The sequence below is a fragment of the Herbiconiux daphne genome, assembly GCF_024979295.1.
Lineage (GTDB): Bacteria > Actinomycetota > Actinomycetes > Actinomycetales > Microbacteriaceae > Herbiconiux > Herbiconiux daphnes.
In genome coordinates this window covers 355,305-374,426 of sequence record NZ_JANLCJ010000002.1, presented here as the reverse complement: position 1 = coordinate 374,426, position 19,122 = coordinate 355,305, and the positions used below count along the sequence as shown (strand labels likewise).

17 protein-coding genes are annotated in these 19,122 nt (G+C 68.6%); 13 read left to right on the top strand and 4 right to left on the bottom strand.

The annotated features are described in order from the left end of the window. The first annotated feature begins 82 nt into the window (after positions 1–82). The 3 genes from N1032_RS07290 to N1032_RS07280 all read left to right on the top strand — a co-directional run bounded on the left by N1032_RS07290 (position 83) and on the right by N1032_RS07280 (position 2,100). On the top strand, positions 83–625 hold the full coding sequence (locus N1032_RS07290; protein ID WP_259538357.1) for an FHA domain-containing protein: 543 nt from the start codon (positions 83–85) through the stop codon (positions 623–625). A 107-nt stretch (positions 626–732) separates the two neighbouring features. Continuing rightward, complete coding sequence (gene ftsR / locus N1032_RS07285) at positions 733–1,389, top strand: transcriptional regulator FtsR (RefSeq protein WP_259538673.1); 657 nt, start codon at positions 733–735, stop codon at positions 1,387–1,389. A 162-nt stretch (positions 1,390–1,551) separates the two neighbouring features. Beyond that, positions 1,552–2,100, top strand: a complete 549-nt coding sequence (locus tag N1032_RS07280; RefSeq protein ID WP_259538356.1) for a MerR family transcriptional regulator — start codon at positions 1,552–1,554, stop codon at positions 2,098–2,100. Positions 2,101–2,226: 126 nt separating this feature from the next. Here the strand turns inward: N1032_RS07280 and N1032_RS07275 are convergent, their stop codons facing one another. Continuing rightward, positions 2,227–3,039, bottom strand: coding sequence for a ParA family protein (locus tag N1032_RS07275; RefSeq protein ID WP_259538355.1), 813 nt, complete (start codon positions 3,037–3,039; stop codon positions 2,227–2,229). 75 nt (positions 3,040–3,114) lie between these two features. Between N1032_RS07275 and N1032_RS07270 the strand changes: the two genes are divergently transcribed. Continuing rightward, positions 3,115–6,522 (top strand): pyruvate carboxylase, encoded by a 3,408-nt coding sequence (locus N1032_RS07270; protein WP_259538354.1) that lies wholly within the window; start codon positions 3,115–3,117, stop codon positions 6,520–6,522. A gap of 16 nt (positions 6,523–6,538) precedes the next feature. Next, positions 6,539–7,030 (top strand): peptide deformylase, encoded by a 492-nt coding sequence (def, locus tag N1032_RS07265; RefSeq protein ID WP_259538353.1) that lies wholly within the window; start codon positions 6,539–6,541, stop codon positions 7,028–7,030. 101 nt (positions 7,031–7,131) lie between these two features. Here def and N1032_RS07260 read toward each other — a convergent pair whose 3' ends face one another. Continuing rightward, entirely contained in the window at positions 7,132–8,955 is a 1,824-nt protein-coding gene (locus N1032_RS07260; RefSeq protein ID WP_259538352.1) for an AMP-dependent synthetase/ligase, read from the bottom strand. 104 nt (positions 8,956–9,059) lie between these two features. Here N1032_RS07260 and N1032_RS07255 point away from each other — a divergent pair, with 104 nt between their 5' ends. From N1032_RS07255 to N1032_RS07245, 3 genes are read left to right on the top strand one after another with little or no spacing between them, the layout of a single operon-like run. After that, the gene (locus N1032_RS07255) at positions 9,060–10,007 is read left to right on the top strand and encodes an ROK family glucokinase (RefSeq protein ID WP_259538351.1); all 948 of its coding nucleotides are present in this window, start codon (positions 9,060–9,062) and stop codon (positions 10,005–10,007) included. A gap of 6 nt (positions 10,008–10,013) precedes the next feature. Beyond that, positions 10,014–10,718, top strand: coding sequence for a lysophospholipid acyltransferase family protein (locus tag N1032_RS07250; RefSeq protein WP_259538350.1), 705 nt, complete (start codon positions 10,014–10,016; stop codon positions 10,716–10,718). A gap of 30 nt (positions 10,719–10,748) precedes the next feature. Beyond that, the gene (locus tag N1032_RS07245) at positions 10,749–12,131 is read left to right on the top strand and encodes a class II 3-deoxy-7-phosphoheptulonate synthase (RefSeq protein ID WP_407933012.1); all 1,383 of its coding nucleotides are present in this window, start codon (positions 10,749–10,751) and stop codon (positions 12,129–12,131) included. An 88-nt stretch (positions 12,132–12,219) separates the two neighbouring features. Here the strand turns inward: N1032_RS07245 and pknB are convergent, their stop codons facing one another. Continuing rightward, the gene (pknB, locus tag N1032_RS07240; RefSeq protein ID WP_407933017.1) at positions 12,220–14,277 is read right to left on the bottom strand and encodes a Stk1 family PASTA domain-containing Ser/Thr kinase; all 2,058 of its coding nucleotides are present in this window, start codon (positions 14,275–14,277) and stop codon (positions 12,220–12,222) included. A 159-nt stretch (positions 14,278–14,436) separates the two neighbouring features. Here pknB and N1032_RS07235 point away from each other — a divergent pair, with 159 nt between their 5' ends. Further along, positions 14,437–14,778: an Rv2175c family DNA-binding protein gene (locus tag N1032_RS07235; RefSeq protein ID WP_259538348.1), complete on the top strand. Its 342-nt coding sequence runs from the start codon at positions 14,437–14,439 to the stop codon at positions 14,776–14,778. 210 nt (positions 14,779–14,988) lie between these two features. Here the strand turns inward: N1032_RS07235 and N1032_RS07230 are convergent, their stop codons facing one another. Then, positions 14,989–16,098 carry a polyprenyl synthetase family protein gene (locus N1032_RS07230; RefSeq protein WP_259538346.1) on the bottom strand — a complete coding sequence of 370 codons (1,110 nt, stop codon included), beginning with the start codon at positions 16,096–16,098 and terminating at the stop codon, positions 14,989–14,991. 76 nt (positions 16,099–16,174) lie between these two features. On the opposite strand from N1032_RS07230, the gene N1032_RS07225 reads away from it, so the two are divergent. From N1032_RS07225 to N1032_RS07210, 4 genes are all read left to right on the top strand, one after another. Next, entirely contained in the window at positions 16,175–16,567 is a 393-nt protein-coding gene (locus N1032_RS07225) for a DUF3040 domain-containing protein (RefSeq protein WP_259538345.1), read from the top strand. 230 nt (positions 16,568–16,797) lie between these two features. Next, the gene (mraZ, locus tag N1032_RS07220; protein WP_259538344.1) at positions 16,798–17,229 is read left to right on the top strand and encodes a division/cell wall cluster transcriptional repressor MraZ; all 432 of its coding nucleotides are present in this window, start codon (positions 16,798–16,800) and stop codon (positions 17,227–17,229) included. 104 nt (positions 17,230–17,333) lie between these two features. Next, positions 17,334–18,362, top strand: a complete 1,029-nt coding sequence (rsmH, locus tag N1032_RS07215; RefSeq protein WP_259538343.1) for a 16S rRNA (cytosine(1402)-N(4))-methyltransferase RsmH — start codon at positions 17,334–17,336, stop codon at positions 18,360–18,362. Next, positions 18,359–19,069: a hypothetical protein gene (locus tag N1032_RS07210; protein WP_259538342.1), complete on the top strand. Its 711-nt coding sequence runs from the start codon at positions 18,359–18,361 to the stop codon at positions 19,067–19,069. The genes rsmH and N1032_RS07210 overlap by 4 nt, the downstream gene beginning before the upstream one ends. Positions 19,070–19,122: the final 53 nt, after the last annotated feature.

Below are 19,122 nucleotides of genomic sequence, written 5' to 3'. Positions count from 1 at the left end.
CGGGCAGGCGCTGCACGGGCAATTCCCGGGTTGGAGTGGCGTCGCGATCGACTACGCTGGAAGCAGCAGAGGAGGGCTGACGATGACGAACGACGCGAACAGTGATGTTCAGAACAGCGGTGTGCAGAACAGTGACGTGCACAAGAGCGCTGCGCCGAACGGCGACCACACGGCGCGCATCACCATCCCGACGACCACCGGCGACACCACCCTCTCGCTGACCGGCGAATTCGCCGCCCAGCTCGCGGCTCTCGAAGGCGGTGTCACGAGCGAAGAGCTCGAGGCCATCGCGGCTCTCCCGTCGGGCTCGGCCCTGCTGATCGTGCGGCGCGGCCCGAACTCCGGCGCCCGATTCCTGCTCGACACCAATGTCACGACCGTCGGCCGGCATCCGAATGCCGACATCTTCCTCGACGACGTCACCGTCTCACGCCGGCACGCCGAGTTTTCGCGCCACGGCCGCTCGTTCGTCGTGCGCGACCTCGGTTCGCTGAACGGCACCTACGTCGGGGGAGCGCGCGTCGACGAAGCGCTGCTCGACGACGGGGCCGAAGTGCAGATCGGCAAGTTCCGGCTCACGTTCTACCCATCACGCATCGACGTGGTCACCGCCGCGGGAGAGTAGTGGCGGCCGCAGTCCAACCCGACGGGCGGTCGCGGGCGTCGTCGCCGGCGTCGACCAATCCCGGCCCTTCGTCCGTCTCGCCGTCCGGCGGCACGGCGTCAGGCCCTCTGCTCGGCATCGGCCAGGTGCTGTCGAAGCTCACCACCGACTTCCCCGACCTCACGCCCTCGAAGCTGCGCTTCCTCGAGGAGCGCGGGCTCGTGCATCCGGCCCGCACCCAGTCGGGCTACCGCAAGTTCTCGCAGAACGACCTCAGCCGTCTGCGCCTCATCCTCACCATGCAGCGCGACTGCTACCTGCCACTCGCGGTCATCAAGGACTATCTGGCCGACGTCGACGCCGGCCTCAACCCGCCGATGCCCGGAGCCGGGCTCGCGGGTGGCGCCTCGATTCTGCAGACCGGGCGCCGGCTCAGTCGCGACGACCTCACCCGCGAGGCCGGTGCCACCCCGATGCTGGTTCAGGATGCCTTCTCGGCGTCGGTGCTCACCCCCGCGGAGTCCTATGGCGAAGATTCGCTGGTGGTGCTGAAGGCCCTGGTCGAACTGCAACGCAGCGGCATCGAACCGCGGCACCTGCGCGGCTTCCGGCAGGCCACCGAGCGCGAGCTCGGCCTGATCGAGAGCGCGTTGATGCCGGTGGCCCGGCGTCGTGATCCGTCGAGCCGCGCGAAAGTGGCCGAGATGGCGATGGAGATCGCCGGGCAGCTCGAGGTGGTGCGGTCGAGCCTCATCCGTTCAGCGCTCGGGCGCATCGCGCCGTAGGGCGAGGCGGCGAGCTCGAGACGGCGATCTCGATAACGATTGGCTCCGTCGCGCGACACGCCGTGGCCGGAAGTCGTGATGTCGTTGCCCCCGGGTTCCAGCATCGATAGCGTGGGGTAAGCAAAGACGAGTTCCGGATGCTCCGGACGATGGAAGGCGCTGATGACCGAGCTAAGCCAGAACGACGATTCTCGCTACGATCTCGGTCTGCTGTTCACCGACGGTCTTCCCGACCTCGACGACGCCAACGGGTATCGCGGCGCGGTGGCCGCCCGCGCGGCCGGCATCACCTACCGTCAGCTCGACTACTGGGCGCGCACCGCGCTCGTCGAGCCCACCGTGCGCGGTGCGGCCGGTTCGGGTTCGCAGCGCCTCTACGGCTTCCGCGACATCCTGGTTCTCAAGCTCGTCAAGCGCCTGCTCGACACCGGCATCTCGTTGCAGCAGATCCGCACCGCCATCAATCAGCTGCGCGAGTCGGGCATCAACGACCTCGCCCAGACCACGCTGATGAGCGACGGAGCGAGCGTCTACCTCTGCACGTCGAACGACGAGGTCATCGACCTCGTCAGCCGCGGCCAGGGCGTCTTCGGCATCGCTGTCGGTAAGGTGCTGCGGGAGGTCGAGAACAGCCTGGTCGAACTCGACTCCGTCGTGATGGACCCGGCCGACGAGCTCGCCGCCCGTCGCGCCGCCCGCAAAGCGGTCTAGCCTCCCGCCAAGCGGTCTAGCCCTCCCGCCAGGTCGTAGCGCACCAGACTCCCTCGAAACGTCGAAATCCGTTCCACATCTCGCGATATGGAGCGGATTATGACTTTTCGGTAGGTCTGAGGTCTCTCACGCTTTGGTGACGTCGGCGTACTCGCCCACGCGACCGGTGCGCATGACGCGCTCGAGCAGCAGGTCGAAGTTGCGGGCCATCTCCTGAGCGCCCTCGCCGGGCCACACGTGCAGCGGCTTCGCCGCGCCCTGGGCCTGCTGCAGCGAGGTGCGCTCGGGCAGCTGGGGGCTGAGCACGAGCGGGCCGAACATGTCGCGCAGCTCTTTGATGCGGAACTGGTGCTCGAGCGACTGCGACCGCACGCGGTTAACGATGATGCCGAGCGGCTGGAGTCGGGGAGACAGACCACGACGGATCTCCTCGATCGCCCGCAGCGCACGGTCGGCGGCGGCCACCGAGAACAGGCCCGGCTCGGTCACGACCGTGACGCGGTCGGATGCCGCCCACGCGGTGCGGGTGAGCGCATTGAGCGACGGGGCGCAGTCGATCAGCACGAGGTCGTATTCGCTCTCGACGGTGGCGAGGGCTTCTTCGAGCTTCCAGATGTCGCGGATCGAGGGGTGCGGGCCGTCGAAGTTCAACGCCGAGGGCGAGCCGATCAGAACGTCGATCTTGCCGCCGCGGTCTTTCGTCCACCCCGAGGGCGCGATGGCCGCCCGAACGATCTTCTCCTTGGGCGACGCGAGAACGTCGGCGACGTTGAGGTGACCGGCGACACGGATGTCCATTCCGGTCGACACATCGCTTTGCGGGTCGAGGTCGACGACGAGGGTGCGCAAACCTTTGGCGAACGCGGCGGAGGCGAGTCCGAGCGTCACTGTGGTTTTGCCCACACCTCCCTTGAGGGAAGAGACGCTGAGTACATGCACAATCGACAACGTTACCTTCACTAGGCTTAGAGAACCTAACTGTTCGCTGTGCGCGCATGCCCTTGAAAGGTCTCCATGTTCAAGAAGATTCTCGTGGCGAACCGCGGAGAGATCGCGATCCGGGCGTTCCGGGCGGCGTATGAGCTGGGTGCGAAGACGGTCGCGGTGTTCCCGTACGAAGACCGCAACTCGATGCACCGGCTGAAAGCCGACGAGGCCTACCAGATCGGCGAGCCGGGGCATCCGGTGCGCGCCTACCTCGATGTCTCCGAGATCATCCGGGTCGCCCTGGCTGCGGGGGCCGACGCCATCTACCCCGGCTACGGCTTCCTGTCCGAGAATCCCGAGCTGGCCAAGGCGGCGGCCGAGAACGGCATCACCTTCATCGGTCCCGGCGAGCACGTGCTCGAGATGGCGGGCAACAAGGTCACGGCGAAGGAATACGCGATCGCCGCCGGCGTGCCGGTGCTGAAGTCGACGCCGGCGACGCGCGACATCGAGGAGCTGCTGGCCGGAGCCGAGCAGATCGGGTTCCCGATCTTCGCCAAGGCGGTCGCGGGCGGCGGTGGGCGCGGGATGCGCCGGGTGGAGACCCAGGAGGAGCTGCGCGGCGCCCTCGAGGCGGCGATGCGCGAGGCCGACAGCGCGTTCGGCGACCCCACGATGTTCCTCGAGCAGGCGGTGCTGCGGCCCCGGCACATCGAGGTGCAGATCCTCGCCGACGGCGCGGGGGAGACGCTGCACCTCTACGAGCGCGACTGCTCGGTGCAGCGCCGCAATCAGAAGGTCGTCGAGATCGCTCCGGCGCCGAACATCAGCGACGAGCTCCGCGCTGCCTTGCACGCCGACGCCATCAAATTCGCCCGCTCGATCGGCTACGTGAACGCCGGAACGGTGGAGTTCCTGGTCGACACCGTCGGGGCGCGCGCGGGCGAGCACGTGTTCATCGAGATGAACCCGCGCATCCAGGTCGAGCACACCGTGACCGAAGAGGTGACGGATGTCGACCTGGTGCAGTCTCAGATGCTCATCGCGTCGGGGTCCACCTTCGTCGATCTCGGGCTGACGCAAGACGGCATCGTGCTGCACGGCGCCGCGCTGCAGTGCCGCATCACCACCGAAGACCCCACCGCGGGCTTCCGGCCCGACACCGGCAAGATCGCCGCCTACCGCTCGCCGGGCGGAGCCGGGGTGCGCCTGGACGGCGGCACCGTCGACGTCGGCGCGCAGATCTCGCCCCACTTCGACTCGATGCTCGCGAAGATGACCTGCCGGGGCCGCGACTTCCCGGCCGCGGTGCGACGGGCCCGGCGCGCGCTGGCCGAGTTCCGCATCCGCGGGGTGTCGACGAACATCCCGTTCCTGCAGGGCGTGCTCGACGACCCCGACTTCATCGCCGGAGACCTCTCGACGAGCTTCATCGAAGAGCGCCCCCAACTGCTCGCCGGTCACCAGTCGAAAGACCGCGGCACCAAGATCTTGAACTGGCTCGCCGACGTCACGGTGAACCAGCCCAACGGCCCCCGGGTGGGGTCGGTCGACCCGGCAGCCAAGCTGCCGTCGATCGACCTGGCGACCACGCCGCCCGCGGGTTCGCGGCAGCGGCTGCTCGAGCTCGGCCCCGTGGGCTTCGCGCACGCGCTCCGGTCGCAGACGGCGCTGGCGGTCACCGAGACCACGATGCGCGACGCGCACCAGTCGCTGCTGGCCACCCGGGTGCGCACCCGCGACCTCGTGGCGGTCGCGCCCTACGTGGCGCGCATGACGCCCGAACTGCTGAGCGTCGAGGCCTGGGGCGGTGCCACCTACGACGTCGCCCTGCGCTTTCTCGGCGAAGACCCCTGGGAGCGGCTCGCGACCCTGCGGGAGGCGCTGCCGAATGTGGCGATCCAGATGCTGCTGCGTGGCCGCAACACGGTCGGCTACACGCCCTACCCCACGGAGGTGACGGATGCCTTCGTCACCGAGGCCGCGGCGACCGGAGTCGACATCTTCCGGATCTTCGACGCACTCAACGACGTGGCGCAGATGCGCCCGGCCATCGAGTCGGTGCTCGCCACCGGCTCGACGATCGCCGAGGTCGCCGTCTGCTACACCGGCGACCTGCTCGACCCGGCCGAGAATCTCTACACCCTCGACTACTACCTGAGACTGGCCGACGAGATCGTGGCGGCCGGCGCGCACGTGCTCGCCATCAAAGACATGGCCGGGCTGTTGCGGCCGTATGCCGCCGAGAAGCTCGTCACGGCGTTCCGCGAGAACTTCGATCTGCCGGTGCACGTGCACACGCACGACACCGCGGGCGGCCAGCTGGCGACGCTGCTGGCGGCCTCGCGGGCGGGTGCCGACGCGGTGGATGTCGCGGCCGCACCGATGGCCGGCACGACCAGCCAGCCCAGCGCATCCGCTCTCGTCGCTGCGCTCGCGCACACCGAGCGTGACACCGGCCTGTCGCTGCAGGCGGTCTCCGACCTCGAGCCGTATTGGGAGGCCGTGCGGCAGGTCTACCGGCCCTTCGAGTCGGGTCTGCCCGGCCCGACCGGCCGGGTCTACAAGCACGAGATCCCGGGCGGACAGCTGTCGAACCTGCGCCAGCAGGCCATCGCGCTCGGGCTCGCCGACGACTTCGAGCTGATCGAAGACCTCTATGCGGCGGCCAACCAGATTCTCGGGCGCATCCCGAAGGTCACCCCGTCGTCGAAGGTCGTCGGCGACCTCGCGCTGCATCTCGCCGCGGTGAAGGCCGATCCGGCCGACTTCGCCGAGAACCCGCAGAACTACGACATCCCCGACAGCGTGATCGGGTTCATGGCCGGCGAGCTGGGCGAGCTGCCGGGCGGATGGCCCGAGCCGTTCCGCACCAAGGTGCTCGCGGGCAAGAACGTCACGATCGGTGTGACCGAGCTCTCGGCCGGCGACCGCGAGGCGCTCGGCGGCGACGCCCTCGAGCGCCGGGCGACCCTCAACCGGCTGTTGTTCCCGGGACCGACCAGCACCTTCGAGGAGTTGCGCGAGTTGTTCGGCGACCTTTCCGTCGTCGACACGGTCGACTATCTCTACGGGCTCACGCAGGGCGTCGAGCACGTGGTCGAGATCGGGCCGGGCGTGCGCCTGTTCGTCGGTCTCGAGGCCATCGGCGAGGTGGACAGCAAGGGCATGCGCACGGTCATGACAACCCTCAACGGGCAGTTGCGCCCGGTGAACGTGCGTGACCGCTCGGTGCGCGTCGAGGCCAAGGCCGCCGAGAAGGCCGACCAGTCGAAGCCCGGCCAGATCGCGGCGCCGTTCTCGGGCGTCGTCACGTTGAAGGTGGAGGAGGGCGCTCAGGTGTCCGCCGGAGAAGCCGTCGCAACGATCGAGGCGATGAAGATGGAGGCGGCCATCACCACACCGGTGGGCGGCACCGTGACCCGACTGGCCATTCCGAAGACCCAGCAGGTGGAGGCGGGCGACCTGCTCGTGGTCGTCACCCCCGACGCATGAGAGTGAAAGCACCACAGTGACCGTTCGTGAGATCCGCCTGTTCGGCGACCCCGTTCTGAAGACCGTCTCCGACCCGATCGGCGAGATCGACGACCGCGTGCGCGCACTCGTCGACGACCTGCTCGACAGCGTGAAGGTGCCCGGCCGGGCGGGGGTCGCAGCGTCGCAGATCGGTGTCAACCTGCGGGCGTTCAGCTACAACGTCGATGGCGAGGTGGGCTACATCCTCAACCCCGTGCTGGTCGAGGTGTCGGGCGAGCCCGAACTCATCGACGAGGGCTGCCTGTCGGTGCCCGACCTGTGGTTCAAGACCTCGCGCTACCCGTTCGCCCGGGCGCGGGGCCTCGACCTCGACGGCAACGAGATCGAGGTGTCGGGCACCGGCGTGCTCGCCCAGGCGCTGCAGCACGAGACCGACCACCTCGACGGCCTGCTCTACCTCGACCGCCTCGACAAGCCCACCCGGCGCGAGGCCATGAAGCAGGTGCGCGAGTCCTCCTGGTTCTGAACCCCCGCCGAGTGGTCAGTTTCAGCGCCAAACCGACAGTTATGGCGCCGAAACTGACCACTCGCGGAGGAGGATGCGCGGCGTGGCGCAGGGCCAGGGGGTCAGTGCACCAGTGACTGGCCCTCGGTGGCGGGAGCGGCGTTGTAGATGCCCTCGATCATGGGCGCGAAGTCTTTCACGATGACGTTGCGCTTGATGGTGAGCTTCGGGGTGAGGTGACCGCTCGCCTCGGTGAAGTCGGTGTCGAGCACGATGAACTTGCGGATCGACTCGGCGCGCGAGACCAGTTTGTTGGCGGCATCCACAGCCCGCTGGATCTCGGCGAGTACCGCCGGGTTCTCGGCGGCCTCGGTGAGAGTGAGGCCGGTGGGCTGGCCGTTGTTGCCGAGCCAGACGGGCAGCATCTCGGGGTCGAGGGTGATCAGGGCCGAGATGAACGGCTTCTGGTCGCCGACGACGACCACCTGCCCGACGAGCGGGTTGGCCCGGATGGGGTCTTCGAGCACGGCGGGAGCGACATTCTTGCCGCCGGCCGTCACGATGATCTCCTTCTTGCGGCCGGTGATGGTGAGGAATCCGTCGTCGTCGAGGGCGCCGAGGTCGCCGGTCTTGAACCACTCGCCGTCCATCACCTCGGCCGTCGCTGCCTCGTTCTGCCAGTAGCCGGCGAAGACGTTGACGCCCGACACCCAGATCTCGCCGTCGTCGGCGATCTTGATGCCGACACCGGGCAGGGCCGGGCCGACGGTGCCGATCTTGAACTTGTCGGTGAGGTTCACGGTGGCAGGCGCCGTGGTCTCGGTGAGACCGTAGCCCTCGAGGATCTTGACGCCGAGGCTGCGGTAGAAGTGCCCGAGACGGTGGCCGAGCGGGGCCGAGCCCGACACGGCGTACTTCACGTTGCCGCCGAGCGCGGTGCGCAGCTTCGAGTAGACCAGCCGGTCGAACAGCGCGAACTTCACCTTGAGGCCGAGCGGCACATGGCCGGCGTCAAGCGCCTCGGAGTGCTCGACCGCGACCGCCGCGGCACTGCGGAAGATCTTGCCCCGGCCGCCGGTCTCGGCCTTCTGCTCCGACGAGTTGTAGACCTTCTCGAACACCCGCGGCACGGCCAGCAGGAAGGTCGGCTTGAACGACCCGAGGGCGGGCAGCAGCTGCTTCGTGTCGGCCTGGTGCCCGACCTTGACGCCGGCGTGCACGCTCAGAATGCTGATGAACCGCGCGAACACGTGCGCCGTCGTGATGAACAGCAGCGTCGAGGCGCCGGGCTGCACGACATCCTTCATCACGACCGCCGCGTTGCGCGACAGCTCGACGAAGTTCGAGTGGGTCAGGATGCAGCCTTTCGGCCGGCCCGTGGTGCCCGAGGTGTAGATGAGGGTCGCGAGGTCGGAGCCGCGCGCGATCGACCGGCGGCGTTCGAGCTCGTCGTCGGTGACGGCGCCCCCCGCACCTGCGAGCTTGTCGAGGTCGCCGAGGTCGACCTGCCAGACCTGGTTCACGAGCGGCAGGTCGGCGTGCACCTCGTCGAACCGGGCGAAGTGGTCGGCCGTCTCGAGGATGACCGCGACGGCTCCCGAGTCGCTGAGGTTCCACTGCACCTGCGCCGGGGAGGAGGTCTCGTAGACCGGCACGAGCACGGCGCCGGTGAACCAGGTGGCGAAGTCGATCAGGGTCCACTCGTAGCGCGTCTTGCACATGAGCCCGATCTTGTCGCCGGGCTGGATGCCGGCCGCGATGAGGCCCTTGGCCACGGCGCGCACCTGCGTGAGGAACTCGGCCGCGGTGATGTCGCGCCAGCCGGCGCCGTCGGGCACCGCGAACAGAGCGTCGTCGGGGGTCTGCCGAACCCGCTCGATGAGAAGGTCGGTCGCGTTCGCTTCAGGGTCGGCGGCGACGACGGGGGGAACGGAATAGTGGTTCACGGCAGCTCCTTTGGTACCGGTCGAGTGCAACTCATCTACACTCTACTTGGTGCATCCGAGGCTAGCCTGGATGCCGTCCCACTACTGCGGAAGGATCCCCGGTCATGCGCGCCATCGGAATCGACATCGGTGGCACGAAGATCGCCGGAGCAGTGGTCGACGAACTCGGCGCCATCGTGACGCACGACCGCCGGCCGACATCCGCCGCCGACCCCCAGGTGATCGAAGACACCGTCGTCGAGATGGTGACGCGGCTCTCCGAGGGCGAAGACATCGCCGCCGTCGGTGTGGCCGCCGCCGGCTTCATCGACTCGTCGCAGTCGACCGTCTATTACGCGCCCAACATCAACTGGCGCAACGAGCCGTTCCGCGAGAAGCTCGAGCGCCGCCTCGACCTGCCGATCATCATCGAGAACGACGCGAACGCCGCCGGCTGGGCAGAGTTCCGGTTCGGCGCCGGCAGGCTGGTCAGCGACATGGTGATCCTCACCATCGGCACCGGGGTCGGCGGCGCGATCGTGAGCGGCGACCGGCTGTTCCGCGGCGGCTTCGGCGCGGGCGCCGAGCTCGGTCATCTTCGCGTGGTGCCGAACGGTCTTCCCTGCGGCTGCGGGGCCCACGGATGCATCGAGCAGTACGGTTCGGGCCGTGCCCTGTTGCGCATGGCCAACGAACTCGCCGATGCCGGTGGCATCGGGCAGGTGCTCGCCTCGGTGCGCACCCGCGACGGCGTGCTCACCGGTCAGCACATCAGCGAACTGGTCGGCATCGGCGACCCGGGCGCGCTCTCGGCGGTGCGCACGCTCGGCACCTGGCTCGGTCAGGCCTGCGCGAGCCTCGCCGCGGTGCTCGACCCGCAGCTGTTCGTGATCGGCGGGGGAGTCGCGCAGTCGGGCGCCGTGCTGCTCGACCCTATCCGCGCCGCCTTCCTCGAGACCCTTCCCGCTCGCGGCTACCATCCGGAGCCCGAGTTCACGATCGCGGAACTGGTGAACGACGCCGGCGTGGTCGGCGCCGCCGACCTCGCCCGTCGTTACGCCGAGACCCTGTAGGCGGCCATGTTCTATTTCCTCGCCAAGTACCTGATCGTCGCCCCGGTGCTGAAGACGTTCTTCCGCCCCTGGGTGATCGGCCTCGAGAACATCCCCGAGAAGGGCGGGGCGATCCTCGCCTCGAACCACCTCTCGTTCAGCGACTCGGTGTTCCTGCCGGTCGTGGTCGACCGGCAGGTGTCGTTCCTGGCCAAGAGCGACTACTTCACCGGCAAGGGTCTCCGCGGCTGGCTGGTGCGCCTGTTCTTCTCGGCCTCGGGTCAGATCTCGATCGACCGCTCCGGCGGCAAGGCGTCGGAGGCCTCGCTCAACACCGGCCTCGGCGTTCTGGCCAAGGGTGAACTGCTCGGCATCTACCCCGAGGGCACCCGCAGCCCCGACGCGAAGCTCTACCGAGGCCGCACCGGCGTGGCCCGGATGGTGCTCGAGGCACACGTTCCGATCATCCCGGTGGCGATGATCGACACCGAGAAGGTGATGCCCATCGGCACCAAGGTTCCGAAGATCCGGCGGATTGGCATCATCATCGGCAAGCCACTAGATTTCTCTAGGTTCGAGGGGTTCGAATCCGACCGATTCATCCTCCGCTCCGTCACCGACGAGATCATGTACGAGCTCCACCGCCTCGGCGGTCAGGAATACGCCGACGTGTATGCGACTTCGGTAAAGGAGAAACGCGCGAGCGTCGCGCGGCCTGTCTCGAAAGAGTAGAGACAGCAAACAGATACGGGAAACAGACCAGTGGTAGATCCAACAGAACTCGTCGTCGAAGCGGATGAATCGGTGATCGCGGGTCTGGACTATTGGCGCACCCTTCCGGTGAAGCAGCAGCCGGAGTGGCCCGATCAAAATGCCGTCGAATCGGTCTCACGCGAGATCGCCTCGTTCCCGCCTCTCGTCTTCGCGGGCGAGGTCGACAACCTGCGCTCGCGGCTCGCCTCGGCGGCCAACGGCGAGGCCTTCCTGCTGCAAGGCGGCGACTGTGCCGAGACCTTCGCCGGCGCCACCGCCGACCAGATCAAAGACCGCGTGAAGACGGTGCTGCAGATGGCGGTCGTGCTGACCTACGGCGCCTCGATGCCGGTGATCAAGATGGGCCGCATGGCCGGTCAGTTCGCCAAGCCGCGCTCGAGCGACACCGAGACGCGCGACGGCGTCACGCTGCCCGCCTACCGCGGCGACATCGTGAACGGCTACGACTTCACGCCGGAGTCGCGTACCGCGAACCCGCAGCGCCTGCTCGACGGCTACCACGTGGCCGCGTCGACGCTCAACCTCATCCGGGCCTTCACCCAGGGCGGGTTCGCCGACCTGCGTCAGGTGCACACCTGGAACAAGGGCTTCACGTCGAACCCGGCCAACGTGCGCTACGAACAGCTCGCCGGCGAGATCGACCGCGCCGTGAAGTTCATGGTGGCGTGCGGCGCCGACTTCGAGGCGCTGAAGCGCACCGAGTTCTTCGTGAGCCACGAGGCGCTGCTGTTCGACTACGAGCGCCCGATGACCCGCATCGACTCGCGCACCGGAACTCCCTACAACACGTCGAGCCACTTCGTCTGGATCGGGGAGCGCACCCGCGACCTCGACGGCGCCCACGTCGACTTCCTCTCGCGCGTGCGCAACCCGCTGGGCGTCAAGCTCGGCCCGACGACCACCGGCGACGACGTGCTGCGGCTGATCGACAAGCTCGACCCGAGCCGCGAGCCCGGTCGTCTGACGTTCATCACGCGCATGGGCGCCGGCAAGATCCGGGATGCGCTGCCGCCGCTGCTCGAGACGGTGAAGAACAGCGACGCCAAGCCGCTGTGGGTCACCGACCCGATGCACGGCAACGGCCTCACCACACCCAACGGCTACAAGACCCGTCGGTTCGACGACGTGGTCGACGAGGTCAAGGGATTCTTCGAGGCGCACCGCGCGATCGGCACGCACCCAGGCGGCATCCACGTCGAGCTCACCGGCGACGACGTCACCGAGTGCCTCGGCGGGTCGGAACACATCGACGAGGCCACCCTGGCCACCCGTTACGAGTCGCTCTGCGACCCGCGCCTCAACCACATGCAGTCGCTCGAGCTGGCGTTCCTGGTGGCCGAGGAGCTCGTGGCCACCAACGGCGGCCGCTAGCCCAGGGCTTTCCACCCTCCCGCGAGTTGCGCCGAAGTGCCCTGTTCCCCGCAGGGGAAGGGCACTTCGGCGCAACTCGCGGGATGGGTCAGGTGAAGGCGATGCTGATCGACGAGCCCTTGGGCGCGAGCGTTCCGGCCGACGGGTTCGTGCCGGTGACACGCACGAGGCCCGGCGCGAGGTCGGCACCGAAGTTGTAGTCGAGCGAGAACCCGGCGTCGGCCAGGAGCGGCTTCGCCTTGTCCCACGTCATCCCGATCACGTCGGGAACGGCCACCGGGGCGGGCCCGCGCGAGACGTTGAGCGAGATGCTGTCTCCGGGTCGCACCGGGTCGGTCGAACGCACGGCCTCGAAGACCGAGCCCTCCGGGATGTCGTCACTGAAGTCCTGCGACCCGTCGACCCCGACCAGGCCGACTGATTCGAGGGTGGCTTTGGCTTCGTCGAGGGTCTGGCCCACGACATCCGGAACCGGGCCGAGCGACACCACCAGAGTGATGGGCTGCTGCTCGGGATATTGGGCGCCGTCGAGACCGACCTGGTTGCCGTCGGCACCGAGCGAGGCGGCGACGATGCCGTCGGGCACGTCGTCGCGGAACTCGCGCTGCGGGTCGGCGAGGGTGAAGCCGGCGCTCTGCACGGCCGCCTCGGCATCGGCCTGGGCGAGCCCGTTGAGGGTGGGCACCGGCAGTAGGGCCGGCCCCGACGAGACGAGCACCGAGATCGCGGAGCCGTTGCGCACGGAGGCGCCGGATGCCGGATCGGTGCCGATCACCGTGCCTGCGGCGACGGTGACGCTCGACTGATCGGCGCGCGTGGGTTCGAGGCCGAGCGCGGTCAGCGTGCTGATCGCGGAGTCGGGCGACTGCCCGGCCACGTCGGGCACGCTCGTCATGGCGCCCGGGCCGGCGCCGAAGTACCAGGTGCCTCCGCCGAGCGCTGCGGCGATGATGACGACGATCGCGAAGATCCAGAAGCCGCGCTTGCGGCGCGACGACGCCTTGCGGGCCAACTTCTCTTTCGGGCCGTCGGGCGGGCGGGGTGCGCGGGGCGCCCCCACGGAGTTGCCGTAGACGGTGGTGGCCCCGACGCCGGCGAAGATGTCGGTGCCGTCGGCGAGAGCGCCGGCCGGCCCGGCTCCCGCCGCCATCACGCCCGCCCCCGCGGCTCCGGCCGTAGCAGCCGCGCCGGCGCCCACGGTCTTCACCGGGTCGGTGCGACGGCGCTCCTCGAGCACCTGGGTCTGCGCGTGGTCGAGGTCGGCGTCGAACGTGTCGGCCGGCAGCACCATGGTGCGCTGCGTGGCATTCGACGACGGGCGCGACCCGACGATCTCGATCTCGGCCGTGCGCAGGCGCTCGAGCATCTCACGGGCATCCGTCGGCCGCTCGTCGGGCTCCTTGGCCGTGGCCCAGAGCACGAGGTCGTCGAGCTGCTCGGGCACCCCGGGGTTCGCGGTGCTCGGCGTCGGCATCTGGTCGTGCGCGTGCATGAGCGCGATCTGCATCGGCTGCTCGCCGGTGAACGGCTGTTTGCCGACGAGCATCTCGTACATCATGATGCCGGCGGCGTAGATGTCGCTGCGGGCGTCGGCGGTGCCGCGGGTGAGCAGTTCGGGGGAGAGGTAGGCGATGGTGCCGAGCAGCGCCTGCCCGGTGGCCGTGTTCGCCGACACCGCACGGGCCAGACCGAAGTCGCTGATCTTGATGCGCCCGTCGTCGGCCAGCAGCACGTTCTCGGGCTTGAGGTCGCGGTGCACGATGCCGGCCTTGTGGGCCGCCGCGAGGCCGCCGAGCACCGCATCCATCACGTCGACCGTCTGCTCGGTGGTGAGCTTTCCGTAGTCTTTCAGCAGGTCGCGCAGCGTGACGCCGGGCAGGTACTCCATCACGAGGTAGGCCATGTCGGAGTCCTGACCCTGGTCGAACACGTTCACCACGTTGGGATGCGCGAGCCGCGCCGCCGACCGGGCCTCCTGCACGAATCGTTCTTTGAACACGATGTCGTCGGCCAGGTGGCCGTGCATGATCTTGATCGCGACCTGGCGCTCGAGGCGCAGATCGGTGGCCAGGTAGACCGTCGCCATGCCGCCCCGGGCGATTCGCGATCGCACCTGATATCGGCCGTCGATGAGACGTCCGATCATGGGGTCGGGAGGGGCGTTGGTCACGCCTTCGAGTTTAGAGAGCGCGGTATCCACTTAGCCGCATAGACACCGAGTGGTTGGCCTTCCGGCGGCCATCTTTATGGTTTCGTGACGGAACGGCATTGCCCGGGCGGCCCGGATGCGTGGCAATCTGTACTCGTGACTGATCTGCCTGCCACCGAGTGGCTGACCGTTCCCGACCTGGTCGAGTTGCTCGGCCTGACTCCGAGCAAAGTGCGGCGGCTGATCGAAGACCGCACGCTGGTGGCCGTTCGACGAGACGGCGTCGTGTCGGTGCCCGCCCGGTTCATCAAAGACGGCGAGCCGCTCACCGAGCTGCGGGGCACCATCATCGTGCTCGCCGACAACGGGTTCAGCGACGACGAGATCGTGGAGTGGCTGCTCGATGAGAACGACCTGCTCGACGTGTCGCCCATCGAGGCACTGCACGCCGGCCGCAAGGCCGAGGTGCGCCGGGTGGCCCAGGCCCTCGCGTTCTGAGCCCAGATCACCGACTCTTAGCTCACGACCCGCGGCTCACCGACCCCGGCCTAGCGACCCGCGGCTCACCGACCCCGGCCTAGCGACCCGCGGCTCACCGACCCCGGCCTAGCGACCCGCGGCTCACCGACCCCGGCCTAGCGACCCGCGGCTCACCGACCCCGGCCTAGCGACCCGCGGCTCACCGACCCCGGCCTAGCGACCCGCGGCTCAGGTCTCGCGCTGGGTGATCACGCGCGCCAGGCTCGCGAGCTCGGCCCGCGCGGTGTCGCCGATGGGAGCGCGCTCGAGTTCGCCGAGCGCACTGCGCACGCGTTCGGCGATCATGGTCTCGACCTCGGCCAGGGCGCCGGTGTCGCGCATGGTCTGCTGCAGCATCCTGATCTGCGACTCGTCGAGCTCGGGGTCTCCCAGCAACTCGTCGAACAGACGGCGTGACGACGCATCGAGCCGGCCGCGGGTGAGCGACACCAGAACGGTGCGCTTGCCCTCGCGTAGGTCGTCGCCGCTCGGCTTGCCGGTGCGCGCCGCGTCGCCGAACACGCCGAGCACATCGTCGCGCAGCTGGAACGCGATGCCGAGCGGCAGGCCGAACCGGCGCAGGCTGTCGAGCTGTTCGAGCGACGCACCGCGAAGGGATGCCCCGATCTGCAGCGGCGCCTCGACGCTGTACTTCGCCGACTTGTAGACGATCACGCGCTCGGCCCGCTCGAAGGCGCGGTCGGGATCGGTGGTCGCCCAGGCACGCTCCTCGAGCAGGTCGAGGTATTGGCCGAGGGTCACCTCGGTGCGCATCACGTCGACGGCCTCGCGGGTCGCGATCAGGGTCGGAAGCGTGGGCGCGCCGAGCACGGCACCCGAGATCAGCTCGTCGCTCCAGGCGAGCAGCAGGTCGCCGAGCAGGATGGCGCTGCCCTCGCCGAACGACTCGGGCTCGCCTCGCCACCCCTCTTCGCGGTGCAGCGCCTCGAAGCGGCGGTGAGCCGCCGGCATGCCCCGGCGGGTGTCGGAGTTGTCGATGATGTCGTCGTGCACGAGGGCCGCGGCGTGGAAGAGCTCGAGACCGGCGCACAGATCGACCAGCGCGTCGAGCTCCGCTTCGCCCGGAACGGCGGTGGCGGAGTTGACCGGAGAGACCGCGCGCCAGCCCCAGTAACAGAACTGCGCGCGGAACCGCTTGCCGCCGCTGAGAAGATCCCGGGAGTAGTGCGCGAACGGGCGGAGCTCGGGGGCTATGCGGATCAGAATGGACTCACGCGATACGAGGAATTCCTTGATTCGTGCGTCAACCAGTTTGACTAGGCGCGGGCTTTCCATCACTCGCCTAGCCTAGCTAGACTGCGCGCACTACAATCAGCAGTATCACGCGTCGGTCCCGAGCCTGAGGTGAAATAGGATGCCGCTTTCGGAGCAAGAACAACGACTCCTCGATGAGATGGAGCGCAGCCTCTACCACAACGATGCCGATTTCGTATCGGCCGTCGGCGGTGGTCGAGGTCGATTGAATTACGGTGCCCTGGTGCTCGGAATCCTGGTCGGAATCCTGGGCCTCGGCATCGTCATCGGCGGCGTCATCTTCCACCAACCCCTCATCGGGCTCGTCGGCTTCATCGCCATGTTCGGCGGGGTGCTGCTCGCACTGCGTCGCACGAAGCGCGGTCGCGGCATGCCGGCTGCACCGGGTGCCCCCGCCAGCTCGGCGCGGGCCGGCAAGGCGTCGTCGAACAAGTCGGGCTTCATGGACCGCTTGAACGACCGCTGGGAGCGTCGCGACGACGGCGACGAGTAGTCCCCACCACTTCTGAGAAGACCGGCCTTCGGGCCGGTCTTTTTTTGTGCCCGGACCCTCCCGGGAGTGCCCCAGACCCTCCATTTCCCTCCACCCCTGAGATCCGCATGATCTTGGGGGTTTTTCTACGATTCACTACGCTTATCCCGGTTTGATCGTTGATTGGTGGTGTGAAGTGGAGTAAAGTGGAGGTAGCCCACAATTCTGGCCGGAAGAGTAAGGGGAGGTAAGTGTTCCTTGGCACGTACGCTCCCAAGCTCGACGAAAAAGGGCGCATCATCCTGCCCGCCAAATTCCGCGATGAACTGGCCGGGGGAGTCGTCATGACCCGCGGCCAGGAGAACTGCATCTACGTCTTCTCCACCCGCGAGTTCGAAGACCTGCACGACAAGATCCGGCAAGCGCCGGTCACCTCGAAGCAGGCCCGCGACTACCTGCGTGTCTTCCTCTCCGGCGCCAGCGCCGAGACCCCTGACAAGCAGCACCGCGTGACGGTTCCCGCCCCACTGCGCAGCTACGCCAACCTCGATCGCGACCTCGTCGTGATCGGTGCCGGCAGCCGCGCCGAGATCTGGGACGCCGAGGCCTGGAACACCTACCTCGAAGCCCAGGAAGCCGCCTTCTCCTCCACCGACGAGGAGGTGATCCCGGGACTCTTCTGAGTCGTCGCCCCTGACTCCCAGCCGTTCATCGCCCTGGCGCACTTCCCCGGTGCCAGGTCGGAATGGATGGGGATCAGGGGTTGCGAACCAGGAACCGGATGCACATGGACGAGCAGCCAGAACAGCACCAGCAGCCAGAACAGCGCGAACAGCGCGAACACCACGAACAGCACGGGCAGCAAGACCCCGCCTCGATCCACACCTCGGTGCTCCTCGAGCGCACGATCGAGCTGCTCGGGCCGGTGCTCGGCGCGCCGGGCGCCATCCTCGTCGACTGCACCCTCGGGCTCGGCGGTCACTCCGAGGCGTTCCTCCGCGCGTTCCCCGACCTCCACCTCGTGGGCCTCGACCGCGACCCGAACGCCCTGCGTCTGGCCGGCGAGCGACTGGCTCCCTTCGCCGACCGCATCGACCTCGTGCACTGCGTCTATGACGAGATCGACGAAGCGCTGGAGGGTCTCGGCATCGACGAGGTCGACGGCATCCTGTTCGACCTCGGCGTCTCGTCGATGCAACTCGACCAGGTCGAGCGGGGCTTCTCGTACTCCAAAGACGCGCCCCTCGACATGCGCATGGACGACACGGCCGCCTTCACCGCGGCCGAGATCATCGCCACCTACTCCGAGGCCGACCTGCGCCGCATCTTCCGCGACTACGGCGAAGAGAAGCTCGCCGACCGCTACGCCCGCAAGATCGTCGCAGCGCGGGCCGACGGGCCGATCCTGCGGTCGGGACATCTGGTCGACATCATCCAGGCGGCGACCCCGGCGAAGTTCTCGCACTCGGGTCACCCAGCCAAGCGGGTGTTCCAGGCACTGCGCATCGAGGTCAACGCCGAGCTCGCCGTGCTGGAACGCGCCATCCCGCGGGCGATCGACGCGCTGAAGGTCGGCGGCCGCATCGTGGTGCTCGCCTTCCACTCGCTCGAAGACCGCATCGTGAAGCGCGAGCTGCAGGCGCGGGCGGCATCCACCGCTCCGGCCGGCCTGCCGGTCGAACTGCCCGAGCACCGCCCCGAGCTGAAGCTGCTGGTGCGCGGCGCCGAGCTCGCCGACGACGACGAACGTGCGCGCAACCCGCGCTCCATCCCCGTGCGACTGCGCGCGGCCGAGAAGATCAGGAAGATCGCATGACCAACCTGGCCGGCGCGACCATGACGAGGCCGCGCACGTTCCTGCCCTCCGGCTCCGCCCTCCCCGACACGGCGTTCCCCGACACGGCGTTCCCCGACACGGCTCGGCCCGGCATCGGGCGACCGCAGCCCGGACGCCGCGAGACCGCACCGCGCATCGAGATCGTGCCGACGCGCAGCCAGCGTCGGGCCCGGCCGAAGATCGCCTACGCGGCGGTCGTCGTGACCGGCGTGCTCGCGATCGTGGTGACGCAGCTCATGCTGAGCATCGGCCTCTCCGACGGCGCCTACGAGATCTCGTCGCTGCAGCAGCAACAGAAAGAGCTCGACCGCAGCCACCAGGTGCTGAGCGAGCAGTTCGACAAGCTGTCGTCGCCCCAGAACCTCGCGGCCAGCGCCGCCGCCCTCGGCATGGTCACCAACAGCGCCCCGGTCTACCTGCGGCTCTCCGACGGTGCCGTGCTCGGTTCGCCGGTCGCGGCGGCTCCTGGCGCGGTGGCCGGCGCCTCGCTCATTCCGAACTCGCTGCTCACCCCGCCCGCGACGACCCCGGACGCGACGACCCCGGGCACGACGACCCCGGGCACGACGGCAGCGGCCGGCACGGATGCCGCGACCGGAACCGCGGTCGCAAGCGCGCCTCCCGCGGCCGAGCCCCAGCCCGACGTACCGTGGCAGGGTGCACTTCCTTCCCCGACCACGCGGTAGCCACCACCGCATGATCCGACGACCGACGCGCCGCACCGGGCGCAGGCTTCAGG

Excerpts from the sequence above, each read along its gene's own strand:
- N1032_RS07290 (WP_259538357.1), top strand. The coding sequence starts at position 83 with ATGACGAACGACGCGAACAGTGATGTTCAGAACAGCGGTGTGCAGAAC.
- N1032_RS07280 (WP_259538356.1), top strand. The coding sequence starts at position 1,552 with ATGACCGAGCTAAGCCAGAACGACGATTCTCGCTACGATCTCGGTCTG.
- N1032_RS07270 (WP_259538354.1), top strand. The coding sequence starts at position 3,115 with ATGTTCAAGAAGATTCTCGTGGCGAACCGCGGAGAGATCGCGATCCGG.
- N1032_RS07255 (WP_259538351.1), top strand. The coding sequence starts at position 9,060 with ATGCGCGCCATCGGAATCGACATCGGTGGCACGAAGATCGCCGGAGCA.
- N1032_RS07250 (WP_259538350.1), top strand. The coding sequence starts at position 10,014 with ATGTTCTATTTCCTCGCCAAGTACCTGATCGTCGCCCCGGTGCTGAAG.
- pknB (WP_407933017.1), bottom strand. The coding sequence starts at position 14,277 with ATGATCGGACGTCTCATCGACGGCCGATATCAGGTGCGATCGCGAATC.
- N1032_RS07225 (WP_259538345.1), top strand. The coding sequence starts at position 16,175 with ATGCCGCTTTCGGAGCAAGAACAACGACTCCTCGATGAGATGGAGCGC.
- rsmH (WP_259538343.1), top strand. The coding sequence starts at position 17,334 with ATGGACGAGCAGCCAGAACAGCACCAGCAGCCAGAACAGCGCGAACAG.
- N1032_RS07210 (WP_259538342.1), top strand. The coding sequence starts at position 18,359 with ATGACCAACCTGGCCGGCGCGACCATGACGAGGCCGCGCACGTTCCTG.